General features: G+C 56.1%; 14 protein-coding genes. 7 read left to right on the top strand and 7 right to left on the bottom strand.

The window, feature by feature from the left end:
* Positions 1-216 precede the first annotated feature (216 nt).
* From rplM to sspB, 4 genes are all read left to right on the top strand, one after another.
* Entirely contained in the window at positions 217-645 is a 429-nt protein-coding gene (gene rplM / locus GNG26_RS19660; RefSeq protein WP_024551131.1) for a 50S ribosomal protein L13, read from the top strand.
* Between the two features lie 15 nt (positions 646-660).
* Entirely contained in the window at positions 661-1053 is a 393-nt protein-coding gene (gene rpsI / locus GNG26_RS19655; protein WP_003860436.1) for a 30S ribosomal protein S9, read from the top strand.
* A 312-nt stretch (positions 1054-1365) separates the two neighbouring features.
* Positions 1366-2004, top strand: coding sequence for a stringent starvation protein SspA (gene sspA, locus GNG26_RS19650; RefSeq protein ID WP_103177214.1), 639 nt, complete (start codon positions 1366-1368; stop codon positions 2002-2004).
* 5 nt (positions 2005-2009) lie between these two features.
* Entirely contained in the window at positions 2010-2501 is a 492-nt protein-coding gene (gene sspB / locus GNG26_RS19645; protein ID WP_114316573.1) for a ClpXP protease specificity-enhancing factor, read from the top strand.
* 80 nt (positions 2502-2581) lie between these two features.
* Here the strand turns inward: sspB and gltD are convergent, their stop codons facing one another.
* Both gltD and gltB read right to left on the bottom strand, forming a co-directional pair.
* The gene (gene gltD, locus GNG26_RS19640; RefSeq protein ID WP_103824948.1) at positions 2582-4000 is read right to left on the bottom strand and encodes a glutamate synthase subunit GltD; all 1419 of its coding nucleotides are present in this window, start codon (positions 3998-4000) and stop codon (positions 2582-2584) included.
* A 9-nt stretch (positions 4001-4009) separates the two neighbouring features.
* Positions 4010-8470, bottom strand: a complete 4461-nt coding sequence (gltB, locus tag GNG26_RS19635; RefSeq protein ID WP_146052371.1) for a glutamate synthase large subunit — start codon at positions 8468-8470, stop codon at positions 4010-4012.
* A 681-nt stretch (positions 8471-9151) separates the two neighbouring features.
* Between gltB and GNG26_RS19630 the strand changes: the two genes are divergently transcribed.
* Complete coding sequence (locus GNG26_RS19630; protein ID WP_156239829.1) at positions 9152-10096, top strand: TIGR01212 family radical SAM protein; 945 nt, start codon at positions 9152-9154, stop codon at positions 10094-10096.
* Here GNG26_RS19630 and GNG26_RS19625 read toward each other — a convergent pair.
* Positions 10073-11575: a helicase HerA-like C-terminal domain-containing protein gene (locus GNG26_RS19625; protein ID WP_156239828.1), complete on the bottom strand. Its 1503-nt coding sequence runs from the start codon at positions 11573-11575 to the stop codon at positions 10073-10075. The genes GNG26_RS19630 and GNG26_RS19625 overlap by 24 nt on opposite strands.
* Before the next feature lie 137 nt (positions 11576-11712).
* On the opposite strand from GNG26_RS19625, the gene GNG26_RS19620 reads away from it, so the two are divergent.
* Positions 11713-13353, top strand: coding sequence for a dihydroxyacetone kinase subunit DhaK (locus GNG26_RS19620; protein WP_156239827.1), 1641 nt, complete (start codon positions 11713-11715; stop codon positions 13351-13353).
* Positions 13354-13439: 86 nt separating this feature from the next.
* Here the strand turns inward: GNG26_RS19620 and GNG26_RS19615 are convergent, their stop codons facing one another.
* Positions 13440-14459, bottom strand: coding sequence for an NAD(P)-dependent alcohol dehydrogenase (locus GNG26_RS19615; RefSeq protein WP_103824944.1), 1020 nt, complete (start codon positions 14457-14459; stop codon positions 13440-13442).
* Between the two features lie 82 nt (positions 14460-14541).
* Positions 14542-15045 carry a GNAT family N-acetyltransferase gene (locus tag GNG26_RS19610; protein ID WP_156239826.1) on the bottom strand — a complete coding sequence of 168 codons (504 nt, stop codon included), beginning with the start codon at positions 15043-15045 and terminating at the stop codon, positions 14542-14544.
* Positions 15046-15221: 176 nt separating this feature from the next.
* On the opposite strand from GNG26_RS19610, the gene GNG26_RS19605 reads away from it, so the two are divergent.
* Positions 15222-16397 (top strand): YjgN family protein, encoded by a 1176-nt coding sequence (locus GNG26_RS19605; RefSeq protein WP_156239825.1) that lies wholly within the window; start codon positions 15222-15224, stop codon positions 16395-16397.
* Positions 16398-16461: 64 nt separating this feature from the next.
* On the opposite strand, the gene GNG26_RS19600 is transcribed toward GNG26_RS19605, so the two are convergent.
* Together GNG26_RS19600 and holC are read right to left on the bottom strand one after the other, a co-directional pair.
* On the bottom strand, positions 16462-19317 hold the full coding sequence (locus GNG26_RS19600) for a valine--tRNA ligase (protein WP_103824941.1): 2856 nt from the start codon (positions 19315-19317) through the stop codon (positions 16462-16464).
* On the bottom strand, positions 19317-19760 hold the full coding sequence (holC, locus tag GNG26_RS19595) for a DNA polymerase III subunit chi (RefSeq protein WP_103177201.1): 444 nt from the start codon (positions 19758-19760) through the stop codon (positions 19317-19319). The genes GNG26_RS19600 and holC overlap by 1 nt, the downstream gene beginning before the upstream one ends.
* Positions 19761-19775 lie beyond the last annotated feature (15 nt).

Genomic DNA, 19775 nt, shown 5'->3' with positions numbered 1-19775 from the left:
CCCGCTTCAAATCACAATTAAGGGTCGATCTTTACCCCTGACTTCTCTATAATCTTGCGACCCCACGTTACAAGAAGGTTTTTTTCCCAAAACTTTCTCTGCGCCGGCATAGGCTATTCGAAGGGGTAGGTTTGCTGGACAATGTCGTGTGAACCTCAACTACTAAACGTTTGGGTGTTCACCAACGTGTAACTTATTTATTTGGGTAAGCTTTTAATGAAAACTTTTACAGCTAAACCAGAAACCGTAAAACGCGACTGGTATGTTGTTGACGCGACCGGTAAAACTCTGGGCCGTCTGGCTACCGAACTGGCTCGTCGCCTGCGCGGTAAGCACAAAGCGGAATACACTCCGCACGTCGATACCGGTGATTACATCATCGTTCTGAACGCTGACAAAGTTGCTGTAACCGGCAACAAGCGTACTGACAAAGTGTACTATCACCACACCGGCCACATCGGCGGTATCAAACAAGCGACCTTTGAAGAGATGATTGCCCGCCGTCCTGAGCGTGTGATTGAAATCGCGGTTAAAGGCATGCTGCCAAAAGGCCCGCTGGGTCGTGCTATGTACCGTAAACTGAAAGTTTACGCAGGTAACGAGCACAACCACGCGGCACAGCAACCGCAAGTTCTTGACATCTAATCGGGATTATAGGCAATGGCTGAAAATCAATACTACGGCACTGGTCGCCGCAAAAGCTCCGCCGCTCGCGTGTTCATCAAACCGGGCAGTGGTAAAATCGTAATCAACCAGCGTTCTCTGGAACAATACTTCGGTCGTGAAACTGCCCGCATGGTAGTTCGCCAGCCGCTGGAACTGGTTGATATGGTAGAAAAACTGGATCTGTACATCACCGTTAAAGGTGGTGGTATCTCCGGTCAGGCAGGTGCGATCCGTCACGGTATCACCCGCGCTCTGATGGAGTACGACGAATCCCTGCGTTCTGAACTGCGTAAAGCTGGCTTCGTTACTCGTGACGCTCGTCAGGTTGAACGTAAGAAAGTGGGTCTGCGTAAAGCACGTCGTCGTCCACAGTTCTCCAAGCGTTAATTGCTTTCTGCTTCGGCAGACAACAATTTGCGAAAAACCCGCTTCGGCGGGTTTTTTTATAGGTAACGCTCAAAGCATCCACGTCCAGAGGCCCTTTCTGACCTCTTTTTCAGCATTTCCAGAATACCCTCACCACAAAGGTCGCAAAATCTGGTAAACTATCATCCACTTTTCTGCCCAAATAATGGTGAATGCTCGATTTTTGTTCTCTTTTTGAACAAGAGTAGAAATTCCCTGGGATGGGCAACAAAACATCTGGCTGGCCTGTATGGCCGGTAGCAGTAAAAATTCTGAATATACCTGGAGGTTTTCATGGCTGTCGCTGCCAACAAACGTTCGGTAATGACGCTGTTTTCTGGTCCTACTGACATTTATAGCCATCAGGTTCGTATCGTGCTGGCCGAGAAGGGTGTCAGTTTTGAGATCGAGCATGTGGAAAAGGATAACCCGCCTCAGGATCTTATTGATCTCAACCCAAGCCAGAGCGTACCAACGCTGGTGGATCGTGAGCTGACCCTGTGGGAATCCCGTATCATTATGGAATATCTGGATGAGCGTTTCCCGCATCCGCCGCTGATGCCGGTCTATCCGGTTGCGCGTGGGGAGAGCCGTCTGTACATGCAGCGTATCGAGAAAGACTGGTATACGCTGATGAACGTCATTGCGAACGGTTCCTCTTCGGAAGCCGATGCTGCGCGTAAACAGCTGCGTGAAGAGCTGCTGGCGATCGCACCGGTGTTCGGTCAGCGTCCGTTCTTCCTGAGCGATGAGTTCAGCCTGGTGGATTGCTACCTGGCTCCGCTGCTGTGGCGTTTGCCAACTCTGGGTGTTGAATTCAGCGGTCCTGGCGCGAAAGAGCTCAAAGGCTACATGACGCGCGTATTTGAACGCGACTCCTTCCTTGCTTCTCTGACTGAAGCTGAACGTGAAATGCGTCTCGGCCGGGGTTAATCATTGTGGAAATGTCACAGCTTTCTCCGCGCCGTCCGTATCTGCTGCGTGCCTTCTATGAATGGCTGCTGGATAACCAGCTCACGCCGCACCTGGTAGTGGATGTGACGTTACCGGGCGTGCAGGTCCCTATGGAATATGCACGTGACGGGCAAATTGTGTTGAACATTGCGCCGCGCGCGGTGGGTGGTCTTGAGCTGGCGAACGACGAAGTTCGCTTCAACGCCCGCTTTGGCGGCGTTCCGCGTCAGGTTTCTGTGCCGCTGGCTGCTGTACTGGCTATTTACGCACGGGAAAACGGCGCGGGCACCATGTTTGAGCCGGAAGCGGCTTATGATGAAGACGTTGCCAGCCTCAATGATGAACATGGCGCGACCGAGAGTGAAAGCGAACCGGTCATGTCGATTATCGATGGCGATAAGCCCGATCACGATGATGATCCAGACGACACGCCGCCACCACGCGGTGGGCGTCCATCGCTTCGCGTTGTGAAATAAAAAAGGGCCTGTTGGCCCTTTTTTTTGTCCCGTAAACACCTCTTTAACGGTTCGGCGGGATTCAATCCCGCCGGGCCTGTTTACACTTCGAGGTAGTTCATGATGCCGTCAGCCGCTTTACGGCCTTCGGCAATGGCGGTCACCACCAGGTCTGAACCGCGAACGATATCGCCACCGGCGAAGATTTTCGGGTTGCTGGTCTGGAAGGCGTTGTCGCTGCCTTCCGGGGCGATGATGCGGCCCTGAGAATCCAGCTCGACGCTGTGCTTCGCCAGCCACTCCATGCTGTGAGGTCGGAAACCGAACGCCATGACGACCGCGTCAGCCGGGATCACAAATTCGGAACCAGCCACAATCTCCGCGCGGCGACGGCCTTTGGCATCTGGCGCACCCATCTCGGTACGCGCCATCTTCACGCCACTCACCTTACCGTTGGCATTCACTTCAATACCCAGAGGCTGGATGTTGAACTGGAATTCCACGCCCTCTTCACGCGCGTTTTTCACTTCGCGTTTAGAGCCCGGCATGTTCTCTTCATCACGACGGTAGGCACAGATAACGTGCGCCGCATTCTGACGAATGGAGGTACGCACGCAGTCCATCGCGGTATCACCCCCGCCCAGCACCACCACGCGTTTGCCTTCCATGCTCACAAACGGCTCGTCGGCGGTTTCGCCATAGCCCATCAGCTGCTTGGTATTGGCAATCAGGAACGGCAGCGCGTCGTATACGCCTGGCGCCTCTTCGTTCTCCAGCCCACCACGCATCGACTGATAGGTCCCCACGCCCAGGAATACGGCGTCGTAATCTTTCAGCAGATCGTCGAGCTGAACGTCACGGCCCACTTCGGTGTTGAGTTTGAACTCAATGCCCATACCGGTGAAGATTTCACGGCGGCGGGTCATCACCTCTTTTTCCAGTTTGAAGGCCGGGATGCCGAAGGTCAGCAGACCGCCGATCTCCGGATGACGGTCAAACACCACCGCTTTCACGCCGTTGCGGGTCAGCACGTCGGCACAGGCCAGTCCTGCCGGACCGGCACCGATGATCGCCACGCGTTTGTCAGTCTGACGCACGCCGGTCATGTCCGGGCGCCAGCCCATCTCGAACGCTTTATCGTTGATATAGCGTTCGATGTTACCGATGGTCACCGCACCGAACTCGTCGTTCAGGGTGCAGGAACCTTCACACAGACGGTCCTGAGGGCAGACGCGGCCGCACACTTCCGGCAGGGTGTTGGTCTGGTGAGAGAGCTCGGCGGCCTCAAAAATACGTCCTTCGTTAGCCAGCTTCAGCCAGTTCGGGATGTAGTTATGCACCGGACATTTCCACTCGCAGTACGGGTTGCCGCAGGAGAGGCAACGGTCTGCCTGTGCTTTGGCCTGGCCTTCGGAAAACGGCTCATAAATTTCAACAAATTCAATTTTACGGATCTTCAGCGGCTTCTTCGGCGGATCCACACGCTGCAGGTCGATAAACTGGTAAACATTCTGGCTCATCTGAATTCCTTACTGCGCCTGCACACGCAGCTCTGCTGCGCTACGACTACGGTGACCCAACAGGGCTTTGACATCGCTGGACTTCGGTTTAACCAGCGCGAATTTCGCAGAGAACGCCGGCCAGTTCGCCAGGATCTCTTCGCCGCGTACGGAACCGGTATGATGCACGTGCTCGGTAATCAGACCACGCAGGTGCTCCTCGTGGATCGCCAGGCTATCAACCTCCAGCACTTCCACCAGTTCCGGGTTCACGCGTTTGCGGAACTCACCGTCTTCATCCAGTACATAGGCGAAACCACCGGTCATGCCTGCACCGAAGTTAACGCCCGTTTTGCCCAGTACGCAGACAATCCCGCCGGTCATGTATTCACAGCCGTTATCGCCGATACCTTCCACCACGGTGATGGCACCGGAGTTACGTACCGCAAAACGCTCACCCGCACGGCCTGCGGCAAACAGACGACCGCCGGTGGCACCGTACAGACAGGTGTTGCCGATGATGCTCGCATCACAGCTGCGGAAGGCAGAACCCACCGGAGGACGTACCGCCAGCAGACCGCCCGCCATGCCTTTACCGACATAGTCGTTGGCATCGCCTGTCAGGTACAGCTCAACGCCGCCTGCGTTCCAGACGCCGAAGCTCTGGCCCGCGGTACCGCTGAAGTGCGCGATAATCGGATCGGCAGCCAGGCCTTGATCGCCGTGCGTCTGCGCGATATAGCCAGAGAGCGACGCGCCTACGGAACGGTCGGTGTTGCGAATATCAAACCAGAAGGTTTTGCTCTGCTTCTCATCCACAAACGGCTTCGCCTGCTGCAACAGCTGCGCGTTCAGCACGCCATTGTCGAACGGCGGGTTGTTCTCGGTGCAGTAGACCGCTTTGCCCGGATGCGGCTCAGCCGTTTCCAGCAGGCGGGAGAGCTTCAGGTTCTGCTGTTTAGCCGTGAACCCGTCCAGCTCTTTCAGCAGGTCGGTACGGCCAATCAGATCCACCAGACGCGTCACGCCCAGCTGCGCCATCAGCTCGCGGGTTTCGCGGGCGATGAAGTCAAAGTAGTTGGTCACTTTGAACGGCAGACCGTGATAGTGGTTCTTACGCAGCTTCTCGTCCTGGGTAGCAACACCGGTTGCGCAGTTGTTCAGGTGACAAATACGCAGGTATTTACAGCCCAGCGCCACCATCGGGCCGGTACCGAAACCAAAGCTTTCCGCACCCAGAATCGCCGCTTTAATGATGTCGAGGCCGGTTTTCAGGCCGCCATCCACCTGCAGACGGATCTTGTGGCGCAGGCCGTTAGCCACCAGCGCCTGCTGGGTTTCCACCAGGCCCAGCTCCCACGGACAGCCCGCATACTTCACGGAGGAGAGCGGGCTTGCGCCGGTGCCGCCGTCGTAACCGGCGATGGTGATGAGATCCGCATAGGCTTTTGCCACGCCGGTGGCGATGGTACCGACACCCGGTTCGGAAACCAGCTTCACGGAGATCATCGCTTTCGGGTTGACCTGTTTCAGGTCGAAAATCAGCTGCGCTAAGTCCTCGATAGAGTAGATATCGTGGTGCGGCGGCGGGGAGATCAGCGTCACGCCCGGTACCGAGTAGCGCAGTTTGGCGATGTACGGGGTCACTTTGTCACCCGGTAACTGGCCGCCTTCGCCCGGTTTTGCACCCTGAGCGACTTTAATCTGAATCACGTCGGCGTTGACCAGGTACGCTGGGGTCACACCGAAGCGACCAGACGCAACCTGCTTAATGCGCGACACTTTATTGGTGCCGTAGCGCGCCGGATCTTCACCGCCTTCGCCGGAGTTGGAGTTGCCGCCGATGCTGTTCATCGCCTCAGCCAGCGCCTCGTGGGCTTCCGGGCTCAGCGCACCGATGGACATCGCAGCGGTATCGAAGCGTTTGAACAGCTCAGACGCAGGCTCTACGTCATCGATGCTCACAGCCTCGTCACCCGGGTTCAGCGCCAGCAAGTCACGCAGCGTGGCCGCCGGGCGGTTGTTAACCAGCTCAGCATACTGCTGATAATCGCTGTACTCGCCGCTCTGGACAGCCTGTTGCAGGGTGCGCACCACGTCCGGGTTATAGGCGTGGTATTCGCCGCCGTGCACGTACTTCAGCTGTCCGCCCTGATCCAGCGGCTTACGTGCCAGCCAGGCGCGTTTGGAGAGGTTCAGTAGATCCTGCTGGAAGTCGCTGAAGCCCGCCCCGCCGATACGGCTGATCACGCCCTGGAAGCAGAGATCGGCGACATCGTCATGCAGACCAACGGCTTCGAACAGCTTCGAGCAGCGGTAAGAGGCGATGGTCGAGATGCCCATTTTGGACATGATCTTGTACAGACCTTTGTTGATGCCGTTACGGTAGTTCAGCATCACGGTACGGTAATCTTTTTCGATGGCGTTGGTGTCGACCAATTTTGCCAGCGTTTCGTAGGCCAGGTACGGGTAGATCGCCGTCGCACCAAAGCCCAGCAGCACGGCAAAGTGGTGCGGGTCGCGCGCACTTGCGGTCTCAACAATGATGTTGGCGTCACAGCGCAGGCTCTTCTCCACCAGACGCGTCTGGATTGCACCCACCGCCATAGGCGCCGGAACCGGCAGACGGTTCTTCGCGATATTACGGTCGGACAGCACCAGCAGAACGGTACCGTTACGCACCATCTGTTCGGCCTTATCGCACAGCGCTTTCACCGTCTCTTCGAGGTTCGCTTCGGTCACGTCGAAGGTGATATCGAGCGTGTCGGCGCGGTAGTGCTCCTCTTGCATGGTGGTCAGCTGGGTAAAATCGGAGTAGAGCAGAATCGGCGATTTAAAGGTCAGACGGTGCGCCTGGCCTTCAGCTTCGCAGAAGACGTTCATCTCACGACCGATGCTGGTCGCCAGCGACATTACGTGGGCTTCACGCAGCGGGTCGATCGGCGGGTTGGTCACCTGCGCGAACTGCTGACGGAAGTAGTCGTAAATAATGCGCGGCTGGCTGGAGAGGACGGCAAACGGGGTATCGTCACCCATAGAGCCGACCGCTTCCTGGCCGTTTTCACCCAGTACGCGGATAACGGAGTCCAGCTCTTCCGCACTGTAGTTAAACTGTTTCTGGTAGCTGGCGAGGGTATCGTCATCCAGCTCGCGGCTGCCCACGTCGTTATCCGGCAGATCTTCGAACGGCACCAGACGGCGGACGTTTTTCTCCATCCACTCTTTATACGGGTGACGGCTCTTCAGATCGTTGTCGGTTTCCGCGGAGTGCAGGATGCGGCCGCCACGGGTGTCGATGACCATCAGCTCGCCAGGGCCAACACGGCCTTTTTCCACCACTTCGTCAGGCTGGTAATCCCAGATGCCCACTTCGGAGGCACAGGTGATCAGCTTGTCTTTGGTGATGACGTAGCGCGCCGGACGCAGGCCGTTACGGTCGAGGTTACAGGCGGCAAAGCGACCGTCGGACATGACGATACCGGCCGGGCCATCCCACGGCTCCATATGCATGGAGTTAAAGTCGAAGAAGGCGCGCAGCTCCGGATCCATATCCGGGTTATTCTGCCAGGCTGGTGGCACGAGCAGGCGCATGGCGCGGACAATATCCATCCCGCCGGCGAGCAGCAGCTCCAGCATGTTATCCATGGAGCTGGAGTCCGAGCCGGTTTCGTTAACGAACGGCGCGGCATCGTGCAGATCCGGGATCAGCGGGGTCTGGAATTTATAGGTACGGGCGCGGGCCCACTGGCGGTTACCGGTGATGGTGTTGATCTCGCCGTTGTGCGCCAGATAGCGGAACGGCTGAGCCAGCGGCCAGCGAGGTACGGTGTTGGTGGAGAAGCGCTGGTGGAACAGGCAAATGGCCGATTCCAGACGCAGGTCCGCCAGGTCCAGGTAGAAGCGCGGCAGGTCAGCCGGCATACAGAGACCTTTATAGATGTTCACCAGGTTCGAGAGGCTACAAACGTAGAACTCTTTATCGTCCTGGAGACGTTTTTCAATGCGGCGGCGGGCGATAAACAGGCGGCGTTCCATATCACGCGGACGCCAGCCCGCAGGCGCGTTGACAAAGATTTGCTCGATACGAGGCAGCGAGGAGAGGGCGATTTCACCGAGCACCCCTTCGTTGGTTGGCACATCGCGCCAGCCGACAATAGAGAGGGTTTCACGTTGAAGTTCTTCTTCGACGATGCGGCGTGATACGGCGGCTTTTTCAGCGTCCTGATTCAGGAACAGCATGCCGACAGCGTAGTTTTTGGCTAAACGCCAGCCGCGCTCTTCCGCCACGATACGGAAGAAACGATCCGGTTTTTGCAGCAGCAGACCGCAACCGTCGCCGGTTTTACCATCCGCAAGGATAGCGCCACGGTGCTGCATACGGGCCAGTGCGTGTATAGCAGTACGCACTACCTTGTGGCTAGGTTCGCCTTCTATGTGGGCGATCAGGCCGAAACCACAGTTATCCTTCTCAAGGGATTTATCGTACAACATATCAGTGAACCTCCCCAGGCTCGTCGGGCTTCCCACTGAACCATGGCGCACAGGCACAGAAAGAGCATGGCGACGGGGTTTGCGCTTCATACGCGTACCTCGCATTCGCCCTCTTAATATCCTTTTCGCGCAGGTAAACAAGTTTGAGGACTTGCTTCAGAGGGAATCTCAATTACTGCATAAATATGATGAGCAGGCTGCTCATCCAGAAAGCTTCCAGCGGATTTCCAACTTATCGGGAATCTGTACACAGGTCAAATGGCAATCTTATTTATCCAAATATGTGCTAAGAGGAGGTTAATTGTTTGATTTATTTAAATATTTAACCACTTTCACATCACTGTAACCTTGCTGTGGGCTTTTGGGTAGTGTGATCTGACTCACTATATGAAAGCGGTATTATCGCTGTAGCATGCTAAATAGTGCGATTTAAGCAGGATTAAATGCTGCTATGCCAAAAAAGCCCGCATGATGTCACTGTTTTTCAGCGAAGACGATATAAATGAAAAAATCCATCAGAACATAAGGAAAAGTAATTAAGCGGACGGTGCATGAAATTGCAATTATCCTGGTTAATTATTCAAAAGATAAAAGCACACCGGGGCGATTGATCCAGGTCATCGCCGACGGCGGTTAAAAATGGCAGGCTTGTCCCCTTTCAGCGGGGCGGTCTAACAGATTATGCAGTTACAGAAATTAGTCAATATGTTTGGTGGGGATCTTTCGCGCCGGTACGGGCAAAAGGTTCATAAGCTGTCGCTGCACGGGGGATTTAGCTGCCCGAACCGCGACGGCACTATCGGACGCGGCGGCTGTACCTTCTGTAATGTGGCCTCTTTTGCTGACGAAGCGCAACAGCATCAGTCTATCGCTACGCAGCTTGCCTATCAGTCGACGCGGGTTAACCGGGCGAAGCAGTATCTGGCCTATTTTCAGGCTTATACCAGCACCTGGGCTGAAGTGCAGGTGCTGCGAACGATGTATCAACAGGCGGTGAGCCAGGCGAATATCGTCGGGCTCTGCGTCGGTACACGCCCCGACTGCGTACCGGAAGCGGTACTCGATCTGCTCAGCGAATATAAAGAGCAGGGGTACGAGATCTGGCTGGAGCTGGGATTGCAGACCGCCCACGATAAAACCTTGCATCGCATCAACCGTGGTCATGATTTTGCCTGCTATCAGCGGACTACTCGGCTGGCGCGCGAGCGCGGGCTGAAGGTCTGTACCCATCTTATTGTCGGCCTGCCGGGAGAAGGGCAGCATCACGCGCTGGAAACCCTGCACAGGGTGGTAGAGACGGGCGTGGATGGCATCAAGCTGCACCCACTGCATATCGTCAGAGGCAGCATTATGGCGAAAGCGTGGGAAGCCGGGCGGCTGAACGGGATTGAGCTGGACGAGTATGTTCTCACCGCCGGGGAGATGATTCGCCATACACCACCGGAAGTGGTCTATCACCGCATCTCCGCCAGCGCCCGTCGTCCAACGCTACTGGCACCGCTGTGGTGTGAGAATCGCTGGACGGGGATGGTGGAGCTGGACCGCTATCTGAACGAGCAGGGCGTGCAGGGCTCGGCGCTGGGTACACCCTGGGTGCCCACGCTATCTCCGGCGTCCGCCCAGTAAACTGCCCAGCACACCGCGGACAATCTGATTCGTCACCTGACGCGCCGCGCTTTTCGCCATGGTTTGCACCACCCCGTCGCGTTTACCGCCGCGCGGCCCGGTGCTGCCAAACAGAATCTCTTTTAACCCGCCGAGAATGCCCTCATCGACCGCCACGGACTGGCCTTTAGCGGCTGGCGCCTGCTGTTGCTCTGTGGTGGCCTGCACCCCTTTTTGCAGCATCTCAAACGCGGACTCCCGGTCCACCTGATCTTCATATTTACCGTAGAGCGGGGAATGGTTGATCAGCCCGTTACGCTCGTCGTCGCTAATCGGCCCCATTCTGGAGTGGGGCGCAATGACCATCGCGCGCTCCACCATGGATGGGCTGCCTTTGGCATCGAGAAAGGAGATCAGCGCCTCGCCGGTGCCCAGCGCCTGAATGGCCGCTTCGGTCTCAAAGGCCGGATTAGCGCGCATGGTCTGCGCTGCGGCTTTGACCGCTTTCTGATCTTTCGGCGTAAAGGCGCGCAGGGCGTGCTGGACGCGGTTACCCAGCTGGCCCAGGACGTTATCAGGAATATCGGCCGGGTTTTGCGAAACGAACCAGACGCCCACCCCTTTAGAGCGGATCAGGCGGATCACCTGCTCGATCTTATCCAGCAGTACCTGCGGCGCATCGCTGAACAGCAGATGGGCTTCGTCGAAGAAGAAGACCAGCTTCGGTTTGTCCAGATCGCCCGCTTCCGGCAGCTGTTCAAAGAGCTCTGAGAGCATCCAGAGCAGGCTGGCCGCGTAGAGCTTCGGCATCTGATAGAGCTTTTCCGCGCTCAGGATGTTGATAATGCCTTTGCCGTTGCTGTCGGTTCGCATCCAGTCTTTGATATCGAGCATCGGCTCGCCAAAGAAGTGCTCGGCCCCCTGCTGCTCCAGAGAGAGCAAGCCACGCTGGATAGCGCCGATAGAGGCGGGGCTGATATTGCCGTACTGTGTCTGGAAGGCTTTGGCGTTATCGCCGATATACTGCGTAATGGCCCGCAGATCTTTGAAATCGAGCAGCAATAGCCCCTGATCGTCGGCAATGCGGAAGATAATGTTCAGCACGCCGGTCTGCACCTCGTTCAGATCGAGCAGACGTGCCAGCAGCAACGGGCCGAGATCGGAAACGGTCGCCCGTACCGGATGCCCTCGCTCGCCGAAAATATCCCACGCCACCACTGGATTGTTTTGTGGCTGCCAGTCGTTCACGCCAATATTCTTTAGCCGTTCGAGTAACTTATCCGATGCGGCTCCCTCCCGGGCAACGCCGCTGAGATCGCCTTTCACGTCAGCCATAAACACCGGCACGCCAATAGTGGAAAATGACTCGGCCAGCTTTTGCAACGTCACCGTTTTCCCCGTGCCCGTTGCACCGGTGATCAGACCATGACGGTTTGCCATCGCGGGCAGCAAAAACAGCTCAGTGTCTGGCGTCCGGGCAATCAGCAGGGGTGTACTCATGATGCGCATCCTCGTGGAATCCTGCGTGGAGTATAGGCAACCTGACGGCAAAATGAATGTGTCAATTTCTTAGTTTGCAGCGCATTACGCAGCGCGGACTATGCTTTTGCATACGGTTAACAACATATTGGAAAGTTATGTCCAGATTCTTCTTTAACGACCGCAAACAGCTGGTGAATGATGCCATTGAAGGGATGCTGATCTCTGCCCCGCACGGCAATCTCGCCAGACTGGATATCGATCCGGCTATCCGCGTGGTGGTGCGCGCCGACTGGGATAAAAGTCGCGTGGCGGTGATATCCGGCGGGGGCTCCGGCCATGAACCGGCGCACGCGGGTTTTGTTGGTAAAGGGATGCTGACCGCGGCCGTCTGCGGCGATCTGTTTGCGTCCCCCAGCGTCGAGGCGGTGCTGAACGCCATTGTGGCCGTCACGGGCGATCGTGGCTGTCTGCTGATCGTCAAAAACTACACCGGGGATCGTCTCAACTTTGGCCTCGCGGCAGAAAAGGCTAAACGCTACGGGCTCAAAGTGGAGATGGTGATCGTGGCCGATGATATTGCCCTGCCGGATAACAAGCAGCCGCGTGGCATCGCCGGAACCGCGCTGGTGCATAAGATCGCCGGGTATGCCGCTGAACAGGGCAAGTCGCTAAACGAGGTGCGCGATATGGCCCGCCAGGCCTGCGATAATCTCTGGAGCCTGGGTGTGGCCATGCAAACCTGCAACCTGCCGGGCAGCGATGACGAAGAGGGGCGCATCAAAAAAGGCCATGTCGAGCTGGGGCTGGGGATCCACGGCGAGCCCGGGGCATCGGTAGTAGAGACCCAAAACAGCAAAGCCATTATCGATACGCTGGTGCAACCGCTGCTGGCGCAGGCGGGGCAGGGGCGACTGGCGGTCCTGATCAATAACCTCGGCGGCGTGTCGGCCCTGGAGATGGCGCTGCTGACCAAAGAGCTGGCGCATTCCGCCCTGAAGGATCAGATTGCGTATTTGATTGGCCCGGCGCCGCTGGTGAGCTCGCTGGATATGAAAGGCTTTTCGTTATCGCTGCTGAAGCTGAACGCGACATTTGAGCAGGCACTGAACGCCCCGGTGGAGACGCTGGGCTGGCAAAAGCCCGTCGCCTTTGCGCCGCTGCGTACGTTAACGCACACTCCGCTGCACGACAGCGTGGAGTTTACCCCATCGGCAAATGCACAGGTGGCGCAGCACGTCGCTGCGGTGGCGGAGCGGTTAATCGCCCTGGAAAACCGCCTTAACGCCCTGGACGCGAAAGTGGGTGATGGCGATACCGGTTCGACCTTTGCGCAAGGCGCGCGGGACATTGCGCAATGGCTGGAAGAAGATCGCCTGCCGCTGAACGATCTGCCGCAGCTGTTGCTGCTGGTGGGTGAGCGGCTGGCGACGGTGATGGGCGGTTCAAGCGGGGTGTTGATGTCGATCTTCTTTACCGCCGCCGGGGAGGGGCTGCGTAGCGGTAAGCCCCTGCCGGATGCCTTGCTGACCGGGCTTGCGCAAATGAAGCACTATGGCGGTGCCGAGCTGGGGGATCGCACGCTGATTGATGCGCTGCAGCCCTCGCTGGAAGCGTGGCAGAAAGAGGGGCTTCAGGCTGCCGTCAGGGCGGCAAAAGAGGGGGCAGATGCCACGACGAGCATGGGCAAAGCCGGGGCGGGACGTTCATCGTATGTGAATAAGGAGAATCTGCAGGGTGTTGCCGATCCTGGCGCGGTTGCGGTGGCCGAGGTGTTTGCGGCTCTGGTGCGATTGTAGACAAACGCCCGGTGGCGCTACGCTTACCGGGCCTACAAAGCACATGTAGGCCGGGTAAGGCGTAGCCGCCACCCGGCACATTCACGTCAAAAATCCGCTTTTAACACCACACGGTAACGGGCTTTGCCGTCACGAACATGCTGGATCGCTTCGTTGATTTTCGACATCGGGTACATCTCGATGGTCGGCGCGACTCCGGTGCGGCCGGCAAACTTCATCAGTTTGCGCAGCTCGTACGGTGTGCCGGTTGCGGAACCGGAGATGCTACGGTCGCCACCGATCAGCGTAAAGGCGGGAACCGGGAGCGGCTTCAGCACGGCACCGACGGTATGGAAGTTTCCGCCATAGGCCAGCGCTTCAAAGTAGGGCTGCCAGTCGAGATCGACATTTACGGTGTTGATGATCAGATCGAACTGCCCCGCCAGGGCGGTCAGCGCCTCGGGATCGCGGCTGTTGACCACTTTGTCAGCACCCATCGCCAGCACTTCCTGCTCTTTGGCCGGGTTTGAGCTAAAGGCGGTCACTTCACAGCCCATCGCATGCAGCAGCTTAATGGCAATGTGGCCCAGACCACCAATGCCAATCACCCCTACGCGGCTGGTGGCGGTGACGTGGTGCATCAGCAGCGGTTTGAAAACCGTGATACCGCCGCACAGCAGCGGACCCGCAGATTCAATATCCATCTGCTCAGGGAGAGGAATGACCCACTGCCAGTCGGCGCGCAGTTTGTCGGCGAAACCGCCGTTGTTCAGGATGGTGGGTGTGGCCCCTTCCAGACAGTTGATCTGGTTGCCGCTGATACAGGCATCACAGTGACCACAGCTACGGGCTGTCCAGCCAATGCCCACGCGTTGACCAATTTTCAGCCCTTTATCCTGCGCGGCATCGCCCAGGGCAACAACGCGCCCGATCACTTCGTGACCGGCAATCAGCGGGTATTGTGAAAAGCCCCATTCGTTATCGATCATCGACAGGTCGGAATGGCAAATGCCGCAGTAATCCACCTGCACTTCGACGTCTTCTGCTTTCAGCTCGCCCGCATCGTATTCGTACAGCTCAAGCTCTGCACCCGCCTGCGGTGCGGCGTAGCTTTTTATCTTTGACATCAGTTTTCCCCTTCGTGGTGTTGAACTGAGAGTGTAGAGCATTCAGTTTACAACCGCTTAACAGAAGGGGGCAGGAGAGAGGTTACAGCGTTTTCAGCATTCGCACTTCGCAATCAACATGGCCGGTACAGCCCAGGGGCTGGTCGATATGCTCAAAGCCGAGATGCTCGTACAGCCTGATGGCTTCGGTCAGGAAGGCGGTGGTTTCAAGATAGCAGCGTTTAAACCCTTGAGCGCGGGCGTGATTCATCGCCAGTAATGCCAGTTTTTTCGCCAGGCCTTGTCCACGGACAACGGGCAGGAAATACATTTTTTGCAGCTCGCAGATATCGGGTTCGCTGCAAACTAATGGCGCAACCCCACCTCCACCTACGACCTGACCCTCTTGCTCAACCACCCAATAGGCTGCACCCGGCTGGCTGTACAGCTGAAAAAGTTCATCCAGATTAGGGTCGGCCACGGTGTAGCCTTTATCGGCGGTCAGGCCATATTCTGCGGAAACCTGACGGATAACAGCGGCTATCGCGGCATTATCCTGCGCAGAGAGGCGGCGTAGCGAGGCGGTCTTTGGCGCAACAAGATTCATAAATAACTCAATTTCAATTCAGAAAACTATACGTTTCTTTAATACCACTATTTTTTTAATGGCGCAAGGTACGTGTTTAATGTATTGCTGACGCAACGGAAATCCATATATCCTTTTGTTTGTTCTAGCAAGGCTGGGTTTTTATTTGTTATTAAAAATACAAGGACGATATATTTATGAGTGCACTATCAGGGCAACATAATAACACGCAACATTTTATATTTCATGGGCAGGTTAAACCCTATTTTATTATCTGTTTAGTTAATGTCATTTTATCGATTATTACATTCGGCATATTTATTCCCTGGGCGTTGGTGCGTACGCGGCGCTATATCTGTGAGAACATGGAGCTAAAAGGGGCGCGTTTTGCCTACAGGGCGCGTGGCGGCACGATCCTGCTCAGTTGGCTTTTCATCCTGGTCGTGTTAACGCTGGTATCGCTGGCGCAACTCTTCATTATCCCGGATGCCGAAGGTGTCGGTACACTGCTTTTTATCTTGCTGGCTCTGCCGTTTATGATCGTAAAGGGGATCAGCTATCACCTCATGATGACGTCACTCAATTCCATCCATTTTAATTTTCAAACGTCTGCACTTCGTGCATGGTGGGTGATGATTGGGCTGCCCGTGGTGATGGCCGCGCTGGTGACGGTGATGTTGAGTCTGATTGTCAGGGATCCAATGAGTCTCAGCGATATGCTATTTCGCGCCGCTGTGGTATTGCTGCTCATTTTTGTGGCAAGCAGTGTCATTTACGGTCTCGTTTATAGCCATTTAATGGAGTTAATAGGGAATGGTCTCTCATTTGGCGCAAATACATTCAGCATTTTGATTAGTAGCAAACGTTGCATCATTATTTTCTTATGGGCCGCGGCAATAATGATCCCCTTTATTTTATTCATTATCTGGGTGCTGGTTTCCCTTTTTTCCGGGATGATGACGAGCTGTATGCTGGGTATATGCAATGGCAGTACAGCGGAGAGATATATATTGACAAATTCAGGCTGGGTTGTTTTTTGCTATCTCGTTCTGGGGATCGGCGCCGTTTTATCGAAGGCGTATCTTTGGGGCGCTTTGCGTAATCTTGCCATGAATAATCTGGTACTGGGGGAAAGCATTCGATTCCGCTCTACGCTGACATTCTCTGGAATGGCTCCGCGCCTTTTAGGTTTAGTTTTCCTGTCGGCTATAACGCTGGGGCTGGCTTATCCATGGGCAAAAATTGGTTTATTACGTTATCTGGCTGAGAATACTGCTGTTGTTGGCGATCTGGATAGTGTGTCTACTGACATTGAAGAGGGCCAGCCGGAACCCAATGTAACGACTCGTTTGTGCAGTGGTTTCGTTATGTAAAATAGAAACTGAATAAAAAAAGCCGGAGCGTACTCCGGCTTTTTTGTTCCGCCTGTATGTGCGATTAGAGCGCGGCGATCACTGCCTGCTGCTCAATCAGCTTCGCTTTCGCTTGTGCATAACCGTTCAGCTTTTCACGCTCTTTGGCGATCACCGCTTCCGGGGCACGGGCAACGAAGCCTTCATTGGACAGTTTGCTTTCGATACGGCCAATTTCATCGTCAACTTTAGCCACTTCTTTCGCCAGACGTGCCAGCTCTGCATCTTTGTCAATCAGGCCCGCCATCGGGATCAGCAGCTCGGCGCCGTCGATGATTTTGGTCACGGAGACCGGACCTTTATCATCGGCTGGCAGTACGGTGATGCTCTCCAGACGTGCCATGGTCTGCAGGAAGGTGCTGTTCTCGGTCACGCGACGCTGTGCCGCTTCGCTGCAACCGCGCAGTAACAGCGCCAGTGGTTTGCCCGGGGCGATGTTCATTTCGGCACGGATATTACGCACCGCAATGATTGCCTGCTTCAGCCATTCAGTATCGGATGCGGCGGCTTCATCAATCTGCGTGGCATCGAAGGACGGGAACGGCTGCAACATGATGGTATCGGCATTGATACCGGCAATGACCTTCACACGCTGCCAGATGGTTTCGGTGATGAACGGGATGATCGGGTGCGCCAGGCGCAGCAGACCTTCCAGAACGGTAATCAGCGTATGGCGCGTGCCGCGCAGTTCCGCTTCAGTGCCGCCGTTCATGACCGGCTTGGTCAGCTCCAGGTACCAGTCGCAGAACTGGTTCCAGGTAAATTCGTACAGAATGCCTGCCGCAATATCGAAGCGATAGTTATCCAGCGCCTCGCGGAACGCTTTAATGGTCTGGTTGAATTCAGCCAGGATCCAGCGGTCTGCCAGGGACAGGGTCATTTCGCCGCCGTTAAAGCCGCAATCCTGATCCTCGGTGTTCATCAGCACAAAGCGGCTGGCGTTCCACAGCTTGTTACAGAAGTTACGGTAACCTTCCAGGCGCTTCATGTCCCAGTTGATATCACGGCCAGTAGAGGCCAGCGCTGCCAGGGTGAAACGCAGGGCGTCGGTACCGTGCGGCTCAATGCCGTTCGGGAACTGCTTCTCGGTGCGCTTGCGGATCTTCTCAGCCAGCTGCGGCTGCATCATGTTGCCGGTACGTTTTTCCAGCAGCTCTTCCAGAGAGATACCGTCCACCATATCCAGTGGGTCAATAACGTTACCCTTGGACTTGGACATCTTCTGGCCTTCGTCGTCACGGATCAGACCGGTCATATAGACGGTATGGAACGGAACCTGCGGCTTGCCGTTTTCATCTTTGATGAAGTGCATGGTCATCATGATCATGCGGGCGATCCAGAAGAAGATGATATCGAAGCCGGAGACCATCACGCTGGTTGGGTGGAACTGACGCAGCGCATCGGTGTTTTCTGGCCAGCCGAGGGTGGAGAAGGTCCACAGCGCGGAGGAGAACCAGGTGTCCAGTACGTCTTCGTCCTGACGCAGGGCCACGTCCGCGCTCAGGTTGTTTTCCTGACGCACTTCGTCTTCAGTACGGCCAACGTAGACATTACCTTCGTTGTCATACCATGCCGGGATACGGTGGCCCCACCACAGCTGACGGGAGATACACCAGTCCTGAATATCGCGCATCCAGGAGAAGTACATGTTTTCGTACTGCTTCGGTACGAACTGGATGTCGCCGTTTTCGACCGCTTCAACCGCGGGTTTCGCCAGTACGTCAGCACGAACGTACCACTGGTCGGTTAGCATCGGCTCGATCACCACGCCGCCACGGTCGCCATAGGGGACAGTCAGGTCGTGCGGCTTGATTTCGTCCAGCAGGCCCAGGGCGTCGACAGCGGCAACGATTGCTTTACGCGCGGCGAAGCGCTCCAGCTTCTGGAACTCAGCCGGAATGTCGCTTGAGTAAACGTCAGATTCGTTGCCTTTGGTGTCATACACCTCTGCGCTTTCACGGATATCGCCGTCAAAGGTCAGGATGTTGATCATTGGCAGGGCGTGACGACGACCCACTTCGTAGTCGTTAAAGTCATGTGCCGGGGTGATCTTCACGCAGCCAGTGCCTTTTTCCATGTCGGCGTGTTCGTCGCCCACAATCGGAATACGGCGGTTCACCAGCGGCAGCACCACAAATTTACCAATCAGATCTTTGTAACGCGGATCTTCCGGGTTAACGGCCACGCCGGTATCGCCCAGCAGGGTTTCTGGTCGGGTGGTCGCGACAATCAGGTAATCTTTACCGTCTGCGGTTTTTGCGCCGTCGGCCAGCGGATAGCGGATGTGCCACATGGAGCCTTTCGACTCGCGGTTTTCCACTTCCAGGTCAGAGATGGCGGTGCGCAGTTTCGGGTCCCAGTTTACCAGGCGCTTGCCACGGTAAATCAGGTCTTCTTTATACAGACGGACGAACACTTCTTTAACGGCATTGGAAAGACCTTCGTCCATGGTGAAGCGCTCGCGCTCCCAGTCCACGGAGTTGCCGAGACGGCGCATCTGACGGGTAATGGTGCCGCCAGATTCCGCTTTCCACTGCCAGATTTTGTCGATAAAGGCGTCGCGGCCATAGTCGTGACGGGTTTTACCTTCTTCAGCGGCAATCTTACGCTCAACCACCATCTGGGTAGCGATACCCGCGTGGTCAGTACCGGCCTGCCACAGGGTGTTTTTGCCCTGCATGCGCTGGTAACGGATCATGGTATCCATGATGGTCTGCTGGAAGGCATGCCCCATATGCAAACTGCCGGTGACGTTCGGCGGCGGGATCATGATGCAGAAGGACTCTTTGCTTTCATCGCCGTTAGGCTTGAAATAGCCCTGCTGTTCCCAGTGCTCGTAAAGCGGCTGTTCGATATCGCGTGGGTTATATGTCTTTTCCATTATTTCCAGGTTGCCGTATTCAGGTTAAAACCAGCCAGGCGGTACGCTTTATAGCGTTCGCGCGCCAGTTGTTTCAGGGAATCTTCGTGAGGGACAAAGTCTATCACTTCTGTGAAAGCGGTGGCAAAATCTGCAAAGCCGCTGCGCAGGCTAATCAGAATATCGCGTGGACTGCTGTTACGCTTTTGCGGCCAGGCGATCTCCACCGGCGCACCGCCGCGCGGTCCTTCTCCCGCCAGATTATGCGGAACAAAACTTTCCGGCGGTCGTGCCCACAGCGCTTCATCCAGACGGATGGCCTGCTGCTCATCTTCGCAGGCAATCAGCACGCGAAGACCCGCGCGCCAACGTTCTGCGGCAATGTCACACACCAGTTGTTCAACGGCGCTTAAGCCATCCTGTTGGGTGTCATTGTCCAGAAGATAGAACGTTGCGTTTTTCATATATGGGGTTTCTTG

The organism is Leclercia sp. J807 (assembly GCF_009734465.1).
Classification (GTDB): Bacteria; Pseudomonadota; Gammaproteobacteria; order Enterobacterales; family Enterobacteriaceae; genus Enterobacter.
This window is presented reverse-complemented; position numbering and strand designations above follow the sequence as displayed.